The 20,358-nt window shown below is 41.9% G+C and carries 16 protein-coding genes; 5 read left to right on the forward strand and 11 right to left on the reverse strand.

The genetic code is table 11. The annotated features are described in order from the left end of the window. Positions 1-102: 102 nt before the first annotated feature. The 3 genes from OC529_RS06640 to recJ form a co-directional block, all read right to left on the reverse strand. Complete coding sequence (locus OC529_RS06640; protein ID WP_262081780.1) at positions 103-882, reverse strand: alpha/beta hydrolase; 780 nt, start codon at positions 880-882, stop codon at positions 103-105. Between the two features lie 68 nt (positions 883-950). Next, positions 951-2,612 carry a ribonuclease J gene (locus OC529_RS06645; protein ID WP_000065626.1) on the reverse strand — a complete coding sequence of 554 codons (1,662 nt, stop codon included), beginning with the start codon at positions 2,610-2,612 and terminating at the stop codon, positions 951-953. Positions 2,613-2,785: 173 nt separating this feature from the next. Further along, positions 2,786-5,008, reverse strand: coding sequence for a single-stranded-DNA-specific exonuclease RecJ (gene recJ, locus OC529_RS06650; RefSeq protein ID WP_218757710.1), 2,223 nt, complete (start codon positions 5,006-5,008; stop codon positions 2,786-2,788). A 175-nt stretch (positions 5,009-5,183) separates the two neighbouring features. On the opposite strand from recJ, the gene OC529_RS06655 reads away from it, so the two are divergent. From OC529_RS06655 to OC529_RS06675, 5 genes are all read left to right on the forward strand, one after another. Further along, positions 5,184-5,942 (forward strand): amino acid ABC transporter ATP-binding protein, encoded by a 759-nt coding sequence (locus tag OC529_RS06655; RefSeq protein WP_173234558.1) that lies wholly within the window; start codon positions 5,184-5,186, stop codon positions 5,940-5,942. Positions 5,943-5,952: 10 nt separating this feature from the next. Beyond that, positions 5,953-6,747 carry a transporter substrate-binding domain-containing protein gene (locus OC529_RS06660; protein ID WP_262081781.1) on the forward strand — a complete coding sequence of 265 codons (795 nt, stop codon included), beginning with the start codon at positions 5,953-5,955 and terminating at the stop codon, positions 6,745-6,747. A gap of 12 nt (positions 6,748-6,759) precedes the next feature. Further along, complete coding sequence (locus tag OC529_RS06665) at positions 6,760-7,437, forward strand: amino acid ABC transporter permease (RefSeq protein WP_262081782.1); 678 nt, start codon at positions 6,760-6,762, stop codon at positions 7,435-7,437. A 9-nt stretch (positions 7,438-7,446) separates the two neighbouring features. Continuing rightward, on the forward strand, positions 7,447-8,106 hold the full coding sequence (locus tag OC529_RS06670) for an amino acid ABC transporter permease (RefSeq protein ID WP_262081783.1): 660 nt from the start codon (positions 7,447-7,449) through the stop codon (positions 8,104-8,106). A 142-nt stretch (positions 8,107-8,248) separates the two neighbouring features. Next, positions 8,249-9,439, forward strand: coding sequence for an oxidoreductase (locus OC529_RS06675; RefSeq protein WP_262081784.1), 1,191 nt, complete (start codon positions 8,249-8,251; stop codon positions 9,437-9,439). A gap of 318 nt (positions 9,440-9,757) precedes the next feature. On the opposite strand, the gene OC529_RS06680 is transcribed toward OC529_RS06675, so the two are convergent. The 8 genes from OC529_RS06680 to OC529_RS06715 all read right to left on the reverse strand — a co-directional run bounded on the left by OC529_RS06680 (position 9,758) and on the right by OC529_RS06715 (position 20,249). Then, complete coding sequence (locus OC529_RS06680) at positions 9,758-10,639, reverse strand: class II fructose-bisphosphate aldolase (RefSeq protein ID WP_001019001.1); 882 nt, start codon at positions 10,637-10,639, stop codon at positions 9,758-9,760. A 140-nt stretch (positions 10,640-10,779) separates the two neighbouring features. Continuing rightward, a complete protein-coding gene (gene vncS, locus OC529_RS06685) occupies positions 10,780-12,108 on the reverse strand; it encodes a sensor histidine kinase VncS (RefSeq protein ID WP_262081785.1) in 1,329 nt (442 codons plus the stop codon). Then, a complete protein-coding gene (gene vncR, locus OC529_RS06690) occupies positions 12,105-12,761 on the reverse strand; it encodes a response regulator transcription factor VncR (protein ID WP_173219999.1) in 657 nt (218 codons plus the stop codon). The genes vncS and vncR overlap by 4 nt, the downstream gene beginning before the upstream one ends. A 164-nt stretch (positions 12,762-12,925) precedes the next feature. Further along, entirely contained in the window at positions 12,926-13,492 is a 567-nt protein-coding gene (locus OC529_RS06695) for a hypothetical protein (protein WP_262081786.1), read from the reverse strand. Between the two features lie 147 nt (positions 13,493-13,639). Further along, positions 13,640-16,579, reverse strand: a complete 2,940-nt coding sequence (locus OC529_RS06700) for a hypothetical protein (RefSeq protein WP_262081787.1) — start codon at positions 16,577-16,579, stop codon at positions 13,640-13,642. A gap of 297 nt (positions 16,580-16,876) precedes the next feature. Then, complete coding sequence (vex3, locus tag OC529_RS06705; protein WP_262081788.1) at positions 16,877-18,256, reverse strand: ABC transporter permease subunit Vex3; 1,380 nt, start codon at positions 18,254-18,256, stop codon at positions 16,877-16,879. Between the two features lie 55 nt (positions 18,257-18,311). Beyond that, the gene (gene vex2 / locus OC529_RS06710) at positions 18,312-18,959 is read right to left on the reverse strand and encodes an ABC transporter ATP-binding subunit Vex2 (protein WP_049512209.1); all 648 of its coding nucleotides are present in this window, start codon (positions 18,957-18,959) and stop codon (positions 18,312-18,314) included. A 12-nt stretch (positions 18,960-18,971) separates the two neighbouring features. Beyond that, positions 18,972-20,249, reverse strand: coding sequence for an ABC transporter permease (locus OC529_RS06715; protein ID WP_262081789.1), 1,278 nt, complete (start codon positions 20,247-20,249; stop codon positions 18,972-18,974). Positions 20,250-20,358 lie beyond the last annotated feature (109 nt).

Genomic DNA, 20,358 nt, shown 5'->3' on the forward strand with positions numbered 1-20,358 from the left:
TCTTTCCTCCAGTATCTTATTACTATTCTACTACTTTCGTTTGAAAAGTCTAGTGAAAACATATTTTATTTTAGTCCTACTCCCCCTATACTGAAGTTCAAACTAAGTCAATCTCTCTTCTAATTTGAAATCAATCGGTAGGGTTGCTAGAAACCGTTCCAATTGTTTTTCCCAGTAATACCATTCGTGACTTCCAGCACTATGGCTATAGCTCACATCAAAGCCCAGCTTTTTGAGGTTTTTCACTGCGAGATTATTGGCTTCATACAAGAAATCCTGCTCGCCACACCAAGCCCAGAGCTTGGTCTTTTTATCCGATTTTTTAGCCAGACTTTCTAGAGAATAAGGACTAGCTGTCCAATCTTTAATCTCCCCAAACACACCTCTCCAATAAACCGGTGTTCCCAAATCTTGGCTTTCAGGAGAAAAATCTTGAAAGCTAAGAGCACCTGAAAAACTAGCTGCATGAGAAAAACAATTTGTAGCAAGAGCCAATTTGAAACAGCCATAGCCTCCCATAGAGAGACCAGCGATAAAGGTCTTTTCACGCTTGCTAGTCATGTTAGGGAAGAAGCGTTTTAAAACCTGTGGTAATTCCTCTGCTAGAGCTGTGTAATAATCAAAACCATATTGGGTATCGGTATACCAACCGTTGCTGGTATTGGGCATAACAACTATGAGATTGGTTCCTCGAAGTAAGCGTTCTACATTGGTTCTCTTGAGCCAACTATTATGATTACCAGACATCCCGTGCAAAAGGTACAAGACTGGAATATCTTCACACTCTGGTTCTTCCACTCGATTGGCATCGGGGTAAAGAACATTCACTCCCCACTCCATATCCAAAACTTGTGAGTAATACTCAATTTTCATTACTGCCATGATTTGCTCCTTCTATTTTCCGATAAGAAAAAGCCAAAACTCGGCTTTCTCTCTGTTTATTTCAAAGATTATTTCGCTTCCATCACCACTGGTAAAATAGCTGGACGACGTTTGGTTTGGTCAAAGAGATACTTGGTCAAATTATCACGAACCTTCCCTTTAAGATCTGCCCAGTCAAAGTCATCTCCTTGAAGATAGTCTTCTACCGTCTGGTTAATCAATTCTGAACTTTCACGGAGAATATCGCGACTCTTCTTGAGATAAACAAATCCACGCGTGTGAACACGAGCCTTAGCTACAATTTTCTTCTCACGTCGGTTAACTGTAATTGCGACGATGAAAATGCCATCCTCTGACAAGACCTTACGGTCACGAAGAACCACATTTCCAACATCACCTATGGCATTCCCGTCAATCAAGACATCCCCTGCCGAAACTGCTCCAGCTGGGACAAAGTCTCCATTCTCATAAGCCATGCTGGTTCCCTTTTTAGGGATGAAAATGCGTTCTGGCAACATACCTACTGCCATAGCAGCCTTAGCATGGGCATCCAACTCGCGGTATTCCCCTTGAATTGGGAAGAGATACTTAGGTTGCAAGAGATTGATCATCAACTGCAAATCACGCGCATTTCCGTGCCCTGATACATGTAAACTTTGGGTAATCAATTTGACAACCCCTCCTGCCTGATAAATCATATTTTCCACACGCGCAACGAAGGCTTCTTTAGCAATAGACGGAGCCGTAGCAATATAGACCAGGTCCCCATCCTTGATTTCTACATAACGATGGCGACCAATCGACATCTTACGAAGTCCATTGATAGGTTCACCCATACGACCTGTCTCAAGAATAATCAACTCATGGTCTTCAAAGCGAGACATATCTTTCGGCTTAATCAAGAGAATTTCGTTGGCTAAAGACAACTTCTTGAGACGAATCGCTGTGCGGACGATATTTTCAATATCAAATCCTGTCAAGACGATACGTCGACCTGTTTTATCCGCAGCGTCAAAAATCTGCTGGATACGAGAAAGGTTACTGGAAACAGCTGCAACGATGATACGACCTTCCCAGTCAGCAATGGTTTGGGTAATTTCATCTCTAACTTCACTTTCACTAGCCACCTGAATATTGCTGTCCGCATTGGCCGAATCACTGAGGAGAGCCAGGACGCCGTCACGACCGATTTCTGCCAAACGAGCGAAGTCTGTCGCATAGGATTCACTAGCTGTCTGGTCAAATTTGAAGTCACCTGTATAAACGATGCTACCTTCAGCTGTCTTCAAGACAATTCCCAGGCTCTCTGGAACGGAGTAAGTCGTAGGGAAGAAGGAAACCACTGTCCCACCAAAATCAATCTCCGTATCTTCATCAATAACATGAAAATCATTAAATTTCTTGACTGCGTCATTTCCTTTGACAAAGAGCTTTGCCAACTCAATGGTCAACTCAGAGCCAAATACAGGTACCTTGGCTTCAGCCAAGAGATAAGGCAGAGCACCAATAGCATCTGCATGTCCGTGAGTTAAAAATACCCCAGCAATTCGATCTTTATTTTCAAAAAGGTAGTCCATCTTTGGAATCACCACATCGACCCCTAATTGTTCATTTTCGGGATATTTTAACCCTGCATTCAAAACAAAAATGGACTCTCCAATTTCAGCAATGTACATATTTTTCCCATTTTCACGTACACCACCAAGTGTTGTTAAACTAATATTACTCATTTTTCCTCCAAAATCTTAGTTTATCTTGATTATAGGGTTGCTTACCCTCTTATTCTAAAAGCACTATTACTGTTAGCCGAATCTTTTCCTACCATTATACCATTTTTTTGATGATTTTCAAAATGAAGATTTGTTTTCAAAAAAGAGCTGGTTGCCCAACTCTTTCCTAACTTCTACTCTTTTTCCATCAAAAAATCATAAATTTCTTGCACGGTACCCAGGGCCATCATTTCTTGGTCTTTGACAGTTTGTTTGAGATTTTGATAAATCTGACTTTCTCCTATCTCTCGCTTTGGCGCTTCTTTATTGACTGTCATGACACCATCTTTGATGGTCACAAAGCCTAGTTCTTCAAATACTTGAATCATCTTGACCAGCAAGATTTGTTGAATATTAAGATAAGTAGCCAAATCTTTCAGCTTATAGCGAATATCAAACTCTGGGAACTGATAGATGATCTTGTACAATTTGGCAAACTGATCTCTAGTCCCATAGCCTGTCAGATAATAGGCCTTGTCAATATCATTTTTGAAATAGACAGCAGAGAAATTCTGTTCCTGAAAAATGGTCTTCAGCTGAGTAATATCCTCAGGAATGGTTTTTACAACAACCGCGTTACTAGTCGCTAAATCTGGCACTTCCCCAGCAAAATCCAAGACTGGAACCCCTTCTGGCAAGACTGCATTCTTCCCACGGATGTTAAAGAGTTGAACACCTTCCACACGCGCATCCACCATCATCAACTGCAGGGCAGTTTGGCCATTCCATTGGTTGACAGACAATTTAACCGCCAATTCTAGATTTTTGGTTTGAGAAAACTCTGTCGCCCATCTGCCTTGGCCGAAGGCCACCACTTCAAAACTCGCCTCACCTTTGGAAATTTTCAGCTTGAGATGGGCATTGCCTGCCCCCATAGTACGAGCACTTTCGACCTGAAAATCCTTGATATAAAAGACAGGTTTCTGATTATCCATTCCAAAAGGTGCCAAGCGCTCAAAGTTCTTGACTGTTTCAAGACTCAAAACCTCCAAATCCAGTTCTTCATCTAGATTTAACTTGTTCTTGCCAGCAGCATCTGCTCCTTTTTCACGGACATAATCTTCCAAAACCTGAGATAAATCTGAGAGTTTCTCCACTTCCAGCGTCATCCCTGCTGCGCCAGCATGGCCACCAAAGGCGATAAAAAGATCTCGATGAGGATCCAGAGCCTCAAAAATATCTACTGCTTCCACACTACGAGCACTACCCTTGGCACGATCATCCTCTATATTAAGAACGATGACTGTCTGTCCCAATTCTTCCAACAAACGACCAGCGACAATACCCAGAACCCCAGGATTCCAGCCTTCCTTGGCCAAAACTTGGACCTTCTTCTCAGGATCCACCATGGTCTTGGCTTCTTCATAGATAGACTGGACAATTTCCTTGCGCTCTTCGTTTTTCTGATGAATCATGAAGGCAATCTCGTGAGCTTCCTCGTCGTCAAATCCAGTCAGCAAATCAATGGCTGGATTAGGATCATCCAAGCGGCCCAAGGCATTTAAACGAGGGGCAATCTGGAAACCAACAGTTTCTTCTGTCACTTCGTTAGCAGCAATCCCAGCCATATCCAGCATTTCTTGAAGACCAATACGCTGAGTGTGTCCCAACATTTCCAGACCATATTGCACCAAGATGCGGTTTTCATCCGTCAAACTCACCATATCAGCAATGGTTCCGATAGCGACCAAATCAAGCAATTCCACTTGTACTTCTTCCAAAAGTGCACAAGCCAACTTGAAAGCCACTCCACAACCAGCCAAATATTTGAAAGGATAGTTCGCATCCGGATGTTCAGGATGGACAATAGCATAGGCATCTGGTAAGGTTTCAGGCATGGAATGGTGGTCAGTCACAATGACATCTACTCCCATCGACTGGGCCAATTCAATAGCCTCATGACCAGCAACTCCATTATCCACTGTCACAATCAAGGAAATTCCTTCTTGCTCGATAAAATATTTGTAAACACTGGCATTAGGTCCATAACCGTCGGTAAAACGATTAGGCAGGTAAACACGGCACTCAGCGCCAAGTTGTTCCAAACTTTCCTTCACAATAGAAGCCGAAGTCATACCATCCGCATCATAATCACCGTAAACGAGGATATTTTCCCCTTCTTCAATGGCCTGACGAATCCGCTCCACTGCCTTGTCCATATCATGGAGTAGATAAGGGTCATGCAAGTCCTCCAAGGAAGGTTCTAAAAACTTCTTCAGACTTTCTTGGTTCTGAATCCCTCTTTCAAATAATAACCGAGCCACCTCAGGACCCAGTCCAGCCTTCTTGGCTATTTTTGTAAAATCCGCATCTTCAACCTGCGGGGCAAACTGCCATTCATAAGTAGGTGTTATCAAAAAGACATCCACTCTTTCTAAGAATTCTATTGCTTCATTATAACATGATTTAGACGTTTTCTCTATCCAGATTGCTTTTTTATAAAATTTTAGTGAATTTTTAAGATATGATTTGACAAGGCCTTTCTTTTGGTGTAGAATCATGTTATAAAATCTAACACAAAGGAGATCTCTTATGACTTTAGTAGAATTTGAACACGTCGAAAAATATTACGGAGACTACCACGCACTCCGCGACATCAATCTCCGTTTTGAAAAAGGACAGGTCGTTGTCCTACTCGGACCATCTGGTTCTGGAAAATCCACTCTTATCCGCACCATCAATGGTTTGGAGGCTGTTGACAAAGGAAGTCTTCTAGTCAATGGTCACCAAGTTGCTGGTGCCAGCCAGAAAGATTTAGTTCCTCTTCGCAAGGAAGTCGGTATGGTTTTCCAGCATTTTAACCTCTACCCGCACAAAACAGTGTTAGAAAACGTAACACTTGCACCCATAAAAGTTCTAGAAATTGATAAAAAAGAAGCTGAAAAAACAGCTCAAAAATATCTGGAATTTGTAAATATGTGGGACAAGAAAGATTCTTATCCAGCCATGCTTTCTGGTGGACAAAAACAACGAATCGCCATTGCTCGTGGACTCGCTATGCATCCTGAACTCCTCCTCTTTGATGAACCAACATCTGCCCTTGACCCTGAAACCATCGGTGATGTTCTAGCAGTTATGCAAAAATTGGCCCACGATGGTATGAATATGATTGTCGTTACCCATGAAATGGGCTTTGCCCGTGAAGTTGCGGACCGCATCATCTTTATGGCTGACGGAGAAGTTTTGGTGGATACGACAGATGTTGATGACTTTTTCGACAATCCAAGCGAACCTCGTGCCCAACAATTCCTCAGCAAAATCATCAACCACGAAAGTGACAAAGTCAAATAAGGAGGCGCCTATGAAAAAGAAATTCTTTTTATCCGCATTATTGATTAGCCTTTTCGGCCTTGCTGCTACAAAACCAGTTCAGGCTGATACCACTGTCGCAGATATTCAAAAAAGAGGCGAACTGGTTGTCGGTGTCAAACAAGACGTTCCCAATTTCGGTTACAAGGATCCCAAGACAGGGACCTATTCTGGTATCGAAACGGACTTGGCCAAAATGGTAGCTGACGAGCTCAAGGTCAAGGTTCGCTATGTACCTGTTACAGCGCAAACTCGCGGACCACTCCTAGACAATGAACAGGTCGATATGGATATCGCAACCTTTACCATCACAGACGAACGCAAAAAACTCTACAACTTTACCAGCCCCTACTACACAGATGCTTCTGGCTTTTTGGTCAATAAATCTGCCAAAATCAAAAAGATTGAGGACCTAAACGGCAAAACTATCGGAGTCGCCCAAGGTTCTATCACCCAACGCCTGATTACTGAACTGGGTAAAAAGAAAGGTCTGAAGTTTAAATTCGTCGAACTTGGTTCCTACCCAGAATTGATTACTTCCCTACACGCTCATCGTATCGATGCCTTTTCCGTTGACCGCTCGATTCTGTCTGGCTACATCAGCAAGCGCACAGTGCTACTAGATGATAGTTTCAAGCCATCTGACTACGGTATCGTTACCAAGAAATCAAATACCGAACTCAACGACTATCTTGATAACTTGGTTACTAAATGGAGCAAGGATGGTAGTTTGCAGAAACTTTATGACCGTTACAAGCTCAAACCATCTAGCCATACTGCAGATTAAGGAGGATACCCCATGACAGATTTATCATCTTGGACAGCCTATTTTCAGGATTTTGGACAATTTTTCAATGGTTTCCTCTTCACTCTTGCACTAGCTATCGGATCTTTTATCCTAGCCATGGTCTTAGGCCTCTTCTTTGGAGCCATGTCAACTAGTAAACGTCCAATTTTGCGCATTTTGGCTCGCATATTTGTGGAATTTTACCAAAACACTCCCCTCTTGGTGCAGTTTGTTATCGTTTTTTATGGCCTACCTCTTATCAGTGACCATATCATCATGATTCCGATTTATTGGACGGCTGTTCTCTGCGTGGGACTCTATCATGGCGCCTATATCGCTGAGGTGATTCGCTCAGGGATTCAGTCTATTCCTAACGGTCAGATGGAGGCCGCCTTGTCGCAAGGTTTTACCTATATCAGCGCCATGCGCTTGATTATCTTACCTCAAGCCTTCCGTATCATTCTCCCTCCTTTGACCAATCAAATCGTCAACCTCATCAAGAATACCTCGACAGTTGCTATCATCTCTGGAGTAGACTTGATGTTTGTGACCAAGTCTTGGTCAGCACTTAACGGAAACTATATCCCAGCCTTTCTAGGAGCTGCCCTTCTCTACTTCTCTCTTTGCTTCCCTGTTGCCCAGTTTGGTCGCAAGATGGAGCAAGCCAACAAAAAAGCCTATTCACTTTAGGAGGTTACTATGGAATCCATTTTAGAAGTTTTAACCCCAGATAACCTAGTCTTTATCTTTAAAGGATTTGGCTTGACCCTCGACATTTCTCTGATTGCTATCGTCCTCTCTACCCTTATCGGTACGGTGCTAGCTGTCATGAGAAATGGCAAAAATCCTGTCTTGCGCATCATCTCCAGCATTTATATCGAATTTGTGCGCAACGTTCCCAACCTTCTCTGGATCTTTACTATCTTTTTAGTTTTCAAGATGAAATCCACTCCAGCAGGAATCACTGCCTTCACACTCTTTACATCAGCAGCCCTAGCTGAGATTATTCGAGGCGGTCTCAATGCTGTGGATAAGGGGCAGTACGAAGCAGGAATGTCACAAGGATTTACTTCAGCCCAAATCCTCTACTACATCATTCTCCCACAAGCAATCCGTAAAATGCTGCCAGCCATCATTTCTCAGTTTGTAACCGTGATTAAGGATACCAGTCTTCTCTACTCTGTTATCGCCCTACAAGAACTCTTTGGAGCCAGCCAAATTCTCATGGGCCGTTATTTCGAACCAGAGCAAGTCTTCAGTCTGTATATCCTGATTGCCCTCATCTACTTCAGCTTTAACCTAGCCATTTCTAGCCTGTCTCATATGCTAGCCAAACGTTGGCAACAAGCAGCAGAATAAACAGCCACTCTCCAGTTCAATTGGAGAGTTTTTTGATGTGAACAGAGATTTACACACCTAGATTTGACACCATACTTTTTCTATGATAAAATGTAACAAATTCATTTACAACAAATCAAATCTAAATGAAATGGAATTTTCTATGAAATCAATCAAAGGACTACTCTTTATCACAGCTAGTTTTATCTTGACTATGTTGACTTGGATGAACACTTCTCCCCAATTCATGATTCCAGGACTAGCTTTAACAAGCTTATCTCTGACTTTTATCCTAGCCACTCGTCTCCCACTACTAGAAAACTGGTTTCACGGTTTGGAGAAGGTCTACACCGTCCACAAATTCACATCCTTTCTATCCATCATCCTACTCATCTTTCATAACTTTAGTATGGGCGGTTTGTGGGGCTCTCGCTTAGCTGCTCAGTTTGGCAACCTTGCCATCTATATCTTTGTCAGTATCATCCTGGTCGCCTATTTAGGCAAATACATCCAATACGAAGCTTGGCGATGGATTCATCGTCTGGTTTACTTAGCTTATATTTTTGGACTCTTTCATGTCTACATGATGATGGGCAATCGCCTCCTCACATTTAATCCTCTAAGTTTTCTTGTTGGTAGCTATGCCCTTTTAGGCTTGCTAGCTGGTTTTTATATCATTTTTCTATATCAAAAAATTTCCTTCCCCTATCTAGGGAAAATTACCAATCTCAAACGCTTAAACCACGATACTAGAGAAATTCAAATCCATCTTAGCAGACCTTTCAACTATCAAGCAGGACAATTTGCCTTCCTAAAGATTTTCCAAGAAGGCTTTGAAAGTGCTCCGCATCCCTTTTCTATCTCAGGAGGTCATGGTCAAACTCTCTACTTTACTGTTAAAAATTCAGGCGACCATACCAAGAATATCTATGACAATCTTCAAGTCGGCAGCAAAGTAAGCGTAGACAGAGCTTACGGACACATGATCATAGAAGAAGGACGAGAAAATCAGATTTGGATTGCTGGAGGCATTGGAATAACCCCCTTCATCTCTTACATCCGTGAACATCCTATTTTAGATAAACAGGTTCACTTCTACTATAGCTTCCGTGGAGATGAAAATGCAGTCTACCTAGATTTGCTCCGTGACTATGCTCAGAAAAACCCTAATTTTGAACTCCATCTAGTAGACAGTAGGAAAGACGGCTATCTTAATTTTGATCAAGAAAAAGTGCCCAAACATGCAAGCGTCTATATGTGTGGTCCTCTTTCTATGATGAAGTCACTTGCCAAACAGATTAAGAAACAAAATCCAAAAACAGAGCTTATTTACGAAGGATTCAAGTTCAAATAATTACTCATACTCTCCTGAGAATTCTAGGAGAGTTTTTTATAGCCAGATAAAATAAGACCGGAGCGATGGAATTTTGGCATTCAAATCAATTGATAAGAATGTTTTATAGTGGAATGAAATAGGATACGAACAAATTGATTAGGAAAATCAAATGAATTTACAGAAATCTTTTAGCAGTCATGGCGTCCTATTCCAGTTTCAAAATGTTATAGAAGCAGCATTGTGCTAGTCTAGTTTCAGTTGACTATACCAAAACGGGCAACTTAAAACACAAAAAACCCACCCAATGGGCAGGTTTCATCTGTATTATCAGCTAGATTATGCTTTACCTTCTGAACCGAATACGTCGATACGTTCTTCAACTGATGCTTGGATAGCTTTTACACCGTCAGCCAAGAATTTACGTGGGTCGAAGAGTTTTTTCTTATCGTATTCTGCTTCGTTTGCTTCGTAGTCACGAGCAAATTTACGAGTTGCGTTAGCGAATGCGATTTGGCATTCAGTGTTAACGTTAACTTTCGCAACACCAAGTTTGATAGCTGCTTGGATTTGCTCATCAGGAATACCTGATCCACCGTGCAATACGATTGGGAATCCTGGAAGAGCTTCTGTCAATTTTTGCAAGTGGTCAAGGTCAAGACCTTCCCAGTTTGCTGGGTAAGGACCGTGGATGTTACCGATACCAGCTGCCAAGAAGTCAATACCAGTTTCAACCATTGCTTTAGCGTCTTCGATTGGAGCCAATTCACCTTTACCGATGATTCCGTCTTCTTCACCACCGATAGTACCAACTTCAGCTTCTACTGAGATACCTTTAGCGTGTGCTTTTTCAACAACTTCTTTAGCCAATTTAAGGTTTTCTTCAACTGGAAGGTGTGAACCGTCAAACATGATTGAAGTGTAACCAACTTCGATACACTCAAGTGCATCTTCGTAGTGACCGTGGTCAAGGTGGATAGCTACTGGTACAGTGATCCCCATTGATTCAACAAGGTTAGCGATCAAGTTGCGAGCAACTTTGTAACCACCCATGTATTTAGCAGCACCCATTGAAGTTTGGATCAAAACTGGAGCTTTTTTAGCTTCTGCTGCGCGCAAGATAGCTTGAGTCCACTCAAGGTTGTTTGTGTTAAATCCACCAACTGCATAACCGTTGTCACGAGCTGCTTGGACAAATTTTTCTGCTGAAACGATTGCCATTTTATCAGGCCTCCTGTATATTTTTATGGGTCATCCCATTTACATTGTTCATTTTATCACTTTTTGACAAAAAAATCTAGTTTTTCCCGCAGTTTCGATTGAATTTCTTCTAGCTTCATCTATGTAAACCCTTTCTATCCCTAGTCTTGGGCGACTTTTGGAAAAGCTATGAAGAAAGTCAAACGATTCTCCTGCACCTCGAAACGATAAGCTAATTTTTCATGTTCTAATAGACTCTTAACCACAAAGAGCCCCATCCCAGACCCTTTGGCCTTGCGACTAGCATTATCAGAAAAAGATTGGGCCAGTTTTTCTTGTTCTTCTGAGCTACAGCTATTTTCTATAAAAAGTTCCCCTTCTCTCTCTCCAATGCGAACCAAGCCGCCTGGAACAGAGTGCTTGATAGCATTACTGATGAGGTTAGAAAGAATCAACTTCATAACTGATGGGTTTAGATAAGCCTGCTGATGGGTTAAACTATTGTCTATCTGGAGTTCTCTTTCTTTGGCTAGTAAGGCATAATCCTTGACCAGACTTTGCGTCATCTGGTGTAAGTCAATTTGTTCCCTATCATCTCGCAATTCCTGCACAGACGAGAGAGAAAGTATCTGGAGAACGTGGTGATTGAGCTCATCCACAATTCCTAAGGCAACTCCCAGATAGCGGTCTCTATCCTTATAACGACCGACATTTTCTTTCATGTTTTCGATCAGGATTTTCAAACTAGCCAGCGGTGTTTTCAATTCATGAGAAGCCCCTCGCAAAAATTCGACCTTCATCTTTTCCAGCTGGAGAATGGCTTCATTCTTGTCATGCAAGTCCGCAATGACAGTCAAAAGATGCTGGTAAAGGCTATTGATTTGTTCCTTGAGATCACCAATCTCATCTCTAGAATCCACTCGCAATCGCACTTGGGTATCTAGTTCCATCATCCGTCGGGTCACCCGCTTGATTTCCAAAATCGGGGCAACGATAGTCCGAGCATAGATATAGGCCACCAAGAGGGAAATCAGAAAGGATGCCAGCAAGGTATAGGGAAGAAACTGGAGACTGATCTGCTCTGCTTCTTTTTGCAAATCCATGGAAACTAGAAACTGGAGAGTCATAGTACCACCGTCCTGCGTTGTCACCTCGCGCTCCTCAATAAAGAGCGAAGTGGTTTGACGGTCCGTGTCCAGAGGAAGACTGTCCTTGACTTCTAACTTGTCCTCGGTCATCTCTCCCTTGACCGCCCCCTTAATCTCACTGGTCTGGGAATATAGGTCTAACACTTTCTCTATACTCTGCCTATCCTTTCCTTCGAGTGACCGGGCAATGGCTGTCGCTTTCTGACCAATAGTTTCTTGACGGTGGCTCAGATAAGTCGAAGGAAAAAGAAAATAAATAGCTAAATGAAGGCAGATAACCAGAACACTAAAAATCGAGAAGGTATAGATAAATATCTTTGTAAATAAACCTGTTCGTTTCATTTTCGCTCCAATTTATAACCAACATTGCGCACAGTGAGGATGCAGTCCAGGTCTAGTTTTTTCCGCAATTCCTTGATATAAACATCAATGACACGGTCAAAGGGAACCTCATCTGTCGCTTTCCAGACGGCATCGATTATCTGAGAACGAGTCAAGGCTCGTCCTTCATTTTTAACCAAATAATCAAGAATTTCCAACTCTTTGGCATTGATAGCTACTTCCTCACCTGCTAGGCTGGCACTGTAACTTTCAAAATCCACCTTGGCATCCTTATAAGAGAAAATTCGTCCTGTATCGTAATAGCGCTTGAAAATCGCGTCCACCCTCACTTTTAAGAGGGAGAGGGAGAAGGGCTTTTCCAGATAGCCATCTGCCAGAGAGGCAAAGGCACTCATCTTGTATTCCTCATCCTGAAAGGCTGTTAACATCAAGACAGGGACTTGGCTGCTTTTGCGAATCTCAGCTAGGACTTCTAGGCCATTAAGCTTGGGCATCTGGATATCCAGTAAAACCAAGGCTACCTCATAGCTTGAAAATTTTTCTAAGGCTTCTTGACCGTCCGCCGCCTCAATGGTTTCATAGCCACAATCTGTCAAATAGTCACTGATCCCCTCGCGGATCATTTCTTCATCTTCTACAATTAAAATTTTCATACTTTAACTGCTCTCTATTTTTTATTTTTCTTAGAATAACTACCTACTCTATTTTCTATTATAGTCTCTTGCTGGCCTTTTGTCTGTAAACAACTGACCACTAGATAAAACAAAGAGAGCCTATCGCTCTCTCTGCTTGCATTTCACTCCCTGTGGAATGAAGGTTATTTGGTTTTTGAAAATGTTAAGACGTAGTTATAATCTTTCCCATTGTTTTTATAGAGATAGTCTTCTTTAACAGTATAACCACGTTTACGTAATTCCTCTTTCTTGGCATCAACTTGGTTCTTGACTGCTACTTTTACTTCATCATCTGTTGAACCAGCTGCGACTTCAAGAGGAGTTTCATTGATAGCTCCTAGGAAACCTGCAATATCTTTCATTTGATCAAAGTTATAAAAAACATTGACTTTGACCTTTTGAGGAGCTGGCTGTTCTAGACTTCTACGATTTCTGCTAGCGCGTGGTTGAACTGCCGGAGCCATTCTGAACCCTGTAGTTCCTGTAGTTTGCTTAGTGAAAGTGACTACGTAGTTATAATTCTTAACATCCGTATCTTCCTCAAATACTATCTCATTTTTTACTTGATACCCTCTAGCAGCTAGGTCTTTTATCTTGGCTTGAATTTTTGCTTCAACTAATTCTTTTGCCCGTTCTTTACTTGTTCCAGCAGGAATCGTAACAGTATTGTCTTCACCAGGATCACCAAAGAAACCTGGAATATCTTTCATACCATCAAAATTATAATAAAGTGAAACTGTGTTTTGAGGTTCCTCAATACTTCTCCGACGACGAGTTACTCGAGGTTGGTAAGTTCCTGCACTTCGGAATCCTGAGTTACCAGTTGTAGAACTGTCTGACGTTGCCGCAGGTTGTGTTTATGATGAGTCTTCAGATGAGGACGGCTGAGAAGATGGATTGCTAGAAGTTAGTGCGCTGTTTGCTACTGTACTATTTTCATCAATAGTTGTTCCGCCAGCATGGCTTTCGATTGGTTTCTTGAAATCAGGACTTTCATAAGTTACACCTGGTGTCTCAATTTCATTTAATTTATCACGATATTCATCTACAAGAGCTGCTTGTTTCTCCGTATCGTTTTCTTCAGCAAGCTTCTTGTGATACTCTTCAGTAAGTTGTTCTACTTTTTCAAGTGCTTGTGTTTTCCGCTCCTCACTTAAATTACTATTTTTAATATTTTCTTCAGTTTCTTTCTTTTGGTCGTCAATCGCATCTTTATTACTGTCTTCAGTTTCTTTCTTTAAAGACTGCTCTGAATCTTGATGTTCTACAGCTGGTTCATCGGCTTGAGGTTTTTCTCCTTGAGAAGTTGAATCGACTGAATCGCCATCAGTTATAGCGTCTGTTGATGAATTATTTGAAGTATTTCCCGTTGTATCAGTTGTTCCTTCTGTAGCTGTTGATTCAGTTGATGGACTTGAGTCAGCTGAATTAGCACTAGTTGTAGCGCCTGTTGATGGATTATTTGTTGTTTCGGCGTTACCTTCTTCTGGTTGCGCTGGCGCTGTTGTTCCTGCTTCTGCTGACTCTTTTCCTTCAGTTGTAGATTCTTTAGGTGCTGATTCTACACTATCTTTCGGTTCAGTTGATTCCTCTGCTACTCCTGTAGCTCCTTCTGTTGGTTCTGAAGTCCCCCCTGTTTCTTTTTCTTCATCTTCCTTCACTTCTGTTCCTTCTGTGACATTTTCTTTTGGTGCTGGGTTTGCTTCTGTTCCCTCAGCTCCATTTGCCACTGATTCTGTTGAAGGCGGTACTGATTCCACAGTTGCAGATGTTCCTGGTTCTGCTGACTCTTCTGCTTTTACTTCTTTTTCTGTTGCTTCTGGTGTTGTTACCGCTTCTTCTTTAGAATCAGCTGACGGTGCATTTGTTGCGCTATCTTGTTTTCCTGTCTCACCAACAGAAGTTTTATCTGTATTACCTGCTTCACTTGAAGTTGTGCCTTCTGCCACAGTATTATCTTCATTTGCGCTTTCGGATACTGAAGGCGCTGGTTCTGGTTCTGTTAGTTCAGATGTCTCTGGACCTTCTGCTTTCGAGTCTTTACCTTCTTCCCCTGCTGCTGAATCCACTGTTCCTTCAGGTGTATCTTCCTTTGGAGTTGTATTTGCTTCTGTTCCTGATTCTTCAGCTTCTTTTCCTTCATCTCCTGCTGTTGTTCCCACTTCTTTTGGAGCTGGTTGTTCTTCTTTATTTTCCGAAGTTGTACCCTCTACCACTGGTGTTTCTGAAACTTCTGCTTTCGGAGCTGAACTTCCTGATTGTTCTGTAGTTTCATCATTTGAAGGAGTAGCGTCTGTTACCGTAGTGGATCCACCTGAATCAGTACTAGTTGTAGCACCTGTTGATGGATTATTTGATGTTTCGACGTTACCTTCATCTCCTGATGTTGAATCTTCTTTTGGAGCTAGTTTTTCTTCAGTTTCTTTCGCTTCTTTTCCTGTTGCTCCTGATTCTTCAACTTCTTTTTCTGAAGTTGAATCTGTTTCTTTTGATGCTGTAGCTGATTCTGCTGGAGCTTGTGTTCCTGATTCCTCAGATGTTTTTCCTTCAGCTTCCGATGTAGAATCTGTTCCTGATTCTACAGATGGTTGTGTAACTGTTGACTCACCTTCAGAGGCAGTTGATGAAGATTCAGTTGAAGAAACTGAATCCTCCGCTTTACCTTCTTCTCCTGATTCTTTTGGTGCTGGGTTTTCTTCTACTGGTTGACCTTGTTCTCCTGCAGTTGTACCCTCTACCGCTGGCGCTGGCTCTTCAACTTTCGGCATTTCTGCTTTTTCTTCTGTTGCAGCTTCTTTAGGTGTTGTTTCTGCTGAAGTTCCTGAAGCTTCTGTTGATTCTGTTGCAGCTTCTGCGTTTGATTCAGCTGGTTTTGCTACCTCTGGCTCTGTTGCTTTTGATTCAGTTGATTCTGCTGGAGTTTCTGCTTTTGGTTCAGCTGGTGTTACCATCTCTGGCTCTGTTCCTTCAGCTTCCTTTGCTACTTCTTCTGTTGAAGCTGGGCTTTCTGGTTTTGATGGTGCTGGGGTTTCTTCTGCTGGTTGATCTTGTTCTCCTGAAGTGCCTTCCTCTACCACTGGCGCTGTTTCTTTTGGTGCTTCTGGTGCTGTTTCTTTTGGTGCTGGGGTAGTCGCTGCGTCTTCTACTTTCGGCGCTACTGGAGCTTCTGTTTCTTCTTTAACTTCTGGGCTTGTCTCTGCTGATGTTTCTGAGGCAGGCTCTTCACCTGATTCTTCCGCTCTTTCCACTACTGGAGCTGATACAGGCTGATAGACTGGGCTATAGTTCACAGCCATTTTTTCAACTTTCTCAGTGACATCTGTTAATTCAAAGGTAACAGCTTTTGTTTCCTGATCTTTCTTGAGCAAGACTTCGTAAGTGCGAACTTCGCCACTTGCACCACTTTCTTTGATGACAATCTTGTGTTTTGTGACTGTATCTGAAACCGTTTCAGCTTCAGTAAAATACAATTCATTGTGTGGTAAGAATAAATTCTTACCTGAAGCTTGATTCATTTCTTGGAGTACATCTACCGGGATATTGCTTGCTTCGCTGATAACACTTAATGTATCTCCCCACTTAATGACATACTTAAATAAATCACCTTCTTTTTGAAGGTCAGCTTTCACTTCCTCAACTGTTCTGGCTACCCAGACGCCATCTTGTTCACTGGCTGACACAGTTGGAGCTAAAAAGCCCAGACCCAGTAGAATCACACCTGTCGCAACAATTGCACCAGTTCTCAATTTTCTAAAACCACGGAGGGACAAGCTTCCTCTAACATTTGTTTGTCTCATAATGTTTATTTTTCCTCACTATTCTATATTTTCCAAAGTAGACCCTGCCTAGGTCTACTAGCCTATGTTTGCGATATGGATAGGCTTCTACAGATTTATCTATAGATTTTTATGCACAATTCCATATATAAGTTGCGAAACCCCTTTCTAATAAATTCCATAACTTTAGTATATCATATTTAACACTAAAGTACAAAGAAAGCAACTGAAAGCAATGATTTTCACCACTGCTTTCTGCTTCATGTATCATTTTAAAACTTTCAGTTGCTAGCCTCATTTTTCAGTCTAGCATCCGTATTATTCACCATCCAGCAAAAGCTCTTTTGGTTGTTTTCTAAGGAGATTGCTTGAAGCAAGCGCCATAACGGCCACCACTAGAACCAAGGCAAGGACAAAGACGATGATAAAATCTGATGTCTGAATAGAAATGTCTAGGCTCGATAAGGTCTTGCTAAAGCCATCTACTTCTGCACCACCACCAAGGTTAGAGGCTTGAGCCGCCTTACTAGCCTGTTTGGCAACACCTGAAGTCACATTGGCAAGGACAGTGTTCCCAATTGTACGGGCAGTGTAATTAGCTAGGAAGTAAGCAGAAACGAGAGCAGGGATAGCAATCAAGATAGATTCGGTGATGAATTGACCCAAGATACTTGCCTGCTTGAGGCCGATAGAGAGGAGAATTCCCACTTCCTTGCGACGGGCGTTAATCCAAAGGCTAAGCAAGAGAGCAAGGAGAAGAACTGAGAAGCTCAAGCTACCCCAGAAGAGGAGGTTGGCCATCTTGTACATACCAGAGATGGATTGCTCAAGAGCTGGGTAGTTAGAGGAGCTCTTCACAAGTGTGTAGCTCTTCCAGTTGATACCACTGATGCCATTCAACTCTTTCATGACATCATCCAAGTTTTTATCCGCTGTTACAAAGAAGGTTGCGTCCCCATAAATAGCTGTGTCTTCTGTGTATCCATAAAGTTTTGCAGCAGTGTGAATGTCTGTGATAGCTGTATTTTCGTAAAGCTCTTGTGAGTAAGTTACTGCCGACTTATTGTGGCCATCAAAGAGACCCTTGATTGTCACTTCGACTGTTTCCTTGGCCCCTTTTTCATTGTCTGCATCGTAGACATTGGAGTCTAGTTTGACCTTATCTCCGACTTTCCAGCCGTGTTTGGCTGCCAAGTCCTTGTGCATAAGAATCTTATCCTTGTCATCGTTGGTTAGGTGCTCACCTTCGACCAACTTATAAGAACCAGATACAAACTTGTCTTCTTTGGAAGAGTCATTGACACCTGTAATCATCAAACTACTTCCAAAATGTTTGGCACGGTCAGGTGTCAGATTTTTCTTGGTTTCTGGAGTTTCGATAAGTTCATAGCCAGTCAAATCTCCGATAGCGTTGATGCGTTTAACATAAGACTCGATGGCCTTATTTTCGGTGATTTTTTTGATATCTTCACCTTTAATATTCCCAGCACCACGTGGCGTTCCTTGATTGACGCGACGATTGATTTGCATGGAGAAGCTGTTGGTGATATTTTTAAAAGTCTCCTGAGAAGCCTTGGCAGTAGCTCCCTTGATCGACAAGCCGACCAAACTCAAGCTCGCCATGAGGAGAATAATCAGGAAGATGACAATCGATTTGAAAAACTTCCTTGTAACATAGGCAAATGCATTGTGTAACATAGGTTCCCTTTCTAGATGTTGTTCTATTTTATAGTTCTAACAGAAAAAGCTCATATTATTTAGTAGTATTGCGAGTTTCAGTCAGTTTCTTGTCCTTCAATTCAAGTGTAATATCTGACGCTTGTGCCACTTCTTTGCTGTGGGTTACGACGATGACACATTTACCTGTTTTCTGGGCAAGTGATTTGAGCAGTTCGACAATATCTCCAGCAGTTTTAGGGTCCAGATTTCCCGTTGGCTCATCAGCTAGAATAACTGGAGCTTCTGAGACCAAACTACGAGCAATGGCAACACGTTGTTGTTGACCACCTGATAACTGGAGAACATTCCGCTTGATCTGACTTTCATCCAAACCAAGCTCAAGCAGTGTATCCTTGCTTGCCTTTTTGTTAACCAAGCGGATATTTTCCAGTGGAGAAAGATAATCTATCAAGTTATAATTTTGAAAAACCAAGGAAATATGGTGCATACGATGGTAAGAATAGCCCTTCTTACGAATATCCTCTCCCTGAAAAAGAATCGAACCTTCAACAGGACTGTCAAGACCGGCAAGGAGGGACAAGAGAGTGGATTTCCCTGCTCCTGACTCCCCAATAATACTGTAAAATTTCCCGGGTTCAAAATGATAATTGATCTGATATAGGACTGCTTCAGCAGTGTTCTTATAACGATAGGTAAGATCTTGCAATTGTAATAAAGTCATGATTTCTCCTTCTTAACTAATAGATGATAAAATTTCTTTCGGCGATTTTCTAAATAAAAATAGGAAACAAAGGGCTACAGATAAGCAACTAATCAATAACAGAAAGACATAGGATTCTGCAAAAGATAGGATGCTGGTTGATAAACTGCTTGCTTTAGCTAGCGTGTCTTGTAAGCTTGCCTGTTCTCCACTTGCTAGTAGTGTTTGGAGTAGGTAAGATGTGATGGCGTTTCCTGCAACAAATGCTGGAAGCAAGGCACCGAGAGATACCAAAACTACCTCCAAACAGAACTGTAGGAAGATCGAGCTCTTGCCTTTTCCAAGTGCCAGTAAAATTCCCACTTCGTAGACCCTTTCTCTCAACCAGAGAGACAAAACAAGAATTAAGGCTCCGGCTCCTGCTATCAACATTCCATAAAGGAAGATGGTCAGAAAGGTTTGGAAGGTTGCAACTGAGTCTTTGATTTGTTCAAAAGCCTTGTTTTCCTTTTCGACTTGATAGCCTTGATTTTCCAAGGCCAAGTTTTCTACCTGCTCCATGAGTCCGTCCATTTCCTTAGGATTTTCTACATAGAAGCGCGCTGCACTGACTTGCGGTTCACTATTTCCCAAAAGAGTTTGGCTACTGTCATAGTCTGTAAAGACTTGATTTTCACTGAAGTCAGAAGACAAGCCTGTGAATTTCTCCTGTTTTTTACCAGAGAAGATTCCGACGATTTCAAACTCGACAGTTTGTCCTTTCCCAGATTCGGACTGTCCAGCATCCAAGCTAATCTTATCATGAAGGGAAAGACCGTTCTTCTTAGCCAACTCTTCGTGGATGATGATTTTCTTGGAATCTCCTTTTTGAAGATGTCGCCCTTCTTTTAGATTGAAAGCCGAACTGGTAAAGGTCACATCCTTGGATGAATCTTCAAGAGCCGTTAAGCTAACCAAGTTCTTGTCCGCAGTTGACAAATCATCACGTTCTACACTCTGCTCACCACTCACCGCTTCCTTGTCTTTTAGTTTTGCGACCGTCTCCAGTTCAGGAGAAACATTTTCCAGTCCCTTAATCTTGCTTACAGATGCTAGGTCTGACAACTTGAAGGTCTGACCATTTTCTATCTTCTTAATAGAAAAAGAGGTATTGAGTGATTTGTAAAGATTGGTTTCCACTGTTTTGTTGGACTTCATCAGAGTCAAACAAGCTGAAATTCCGGCCAATAGGACCAATAAAATCAGAAATAAAATAAAACTTCTCAGTCGTTTTCTGCTGACATAAGCCCAAGCTCTTTGGATTGGATTCATTTGTCACCTCCATATTTGTAAGACTATTATAAAACCCAAATATGAAATGTTTATGAAATACGAAAAAATATCAAAAAGAGCAACGGCTTTCACCGTTGCTCTTTCAACT

It is taken from the genome of Streptococcus sp. Marseille-Q5855 (assembly GCF_946901985.1).
Taxonomy (GTDB): domain Bacteria; phylum Bacillota; class Bacilli; order Lactobacillales; family Streptococcaceae; genus Streptococcus.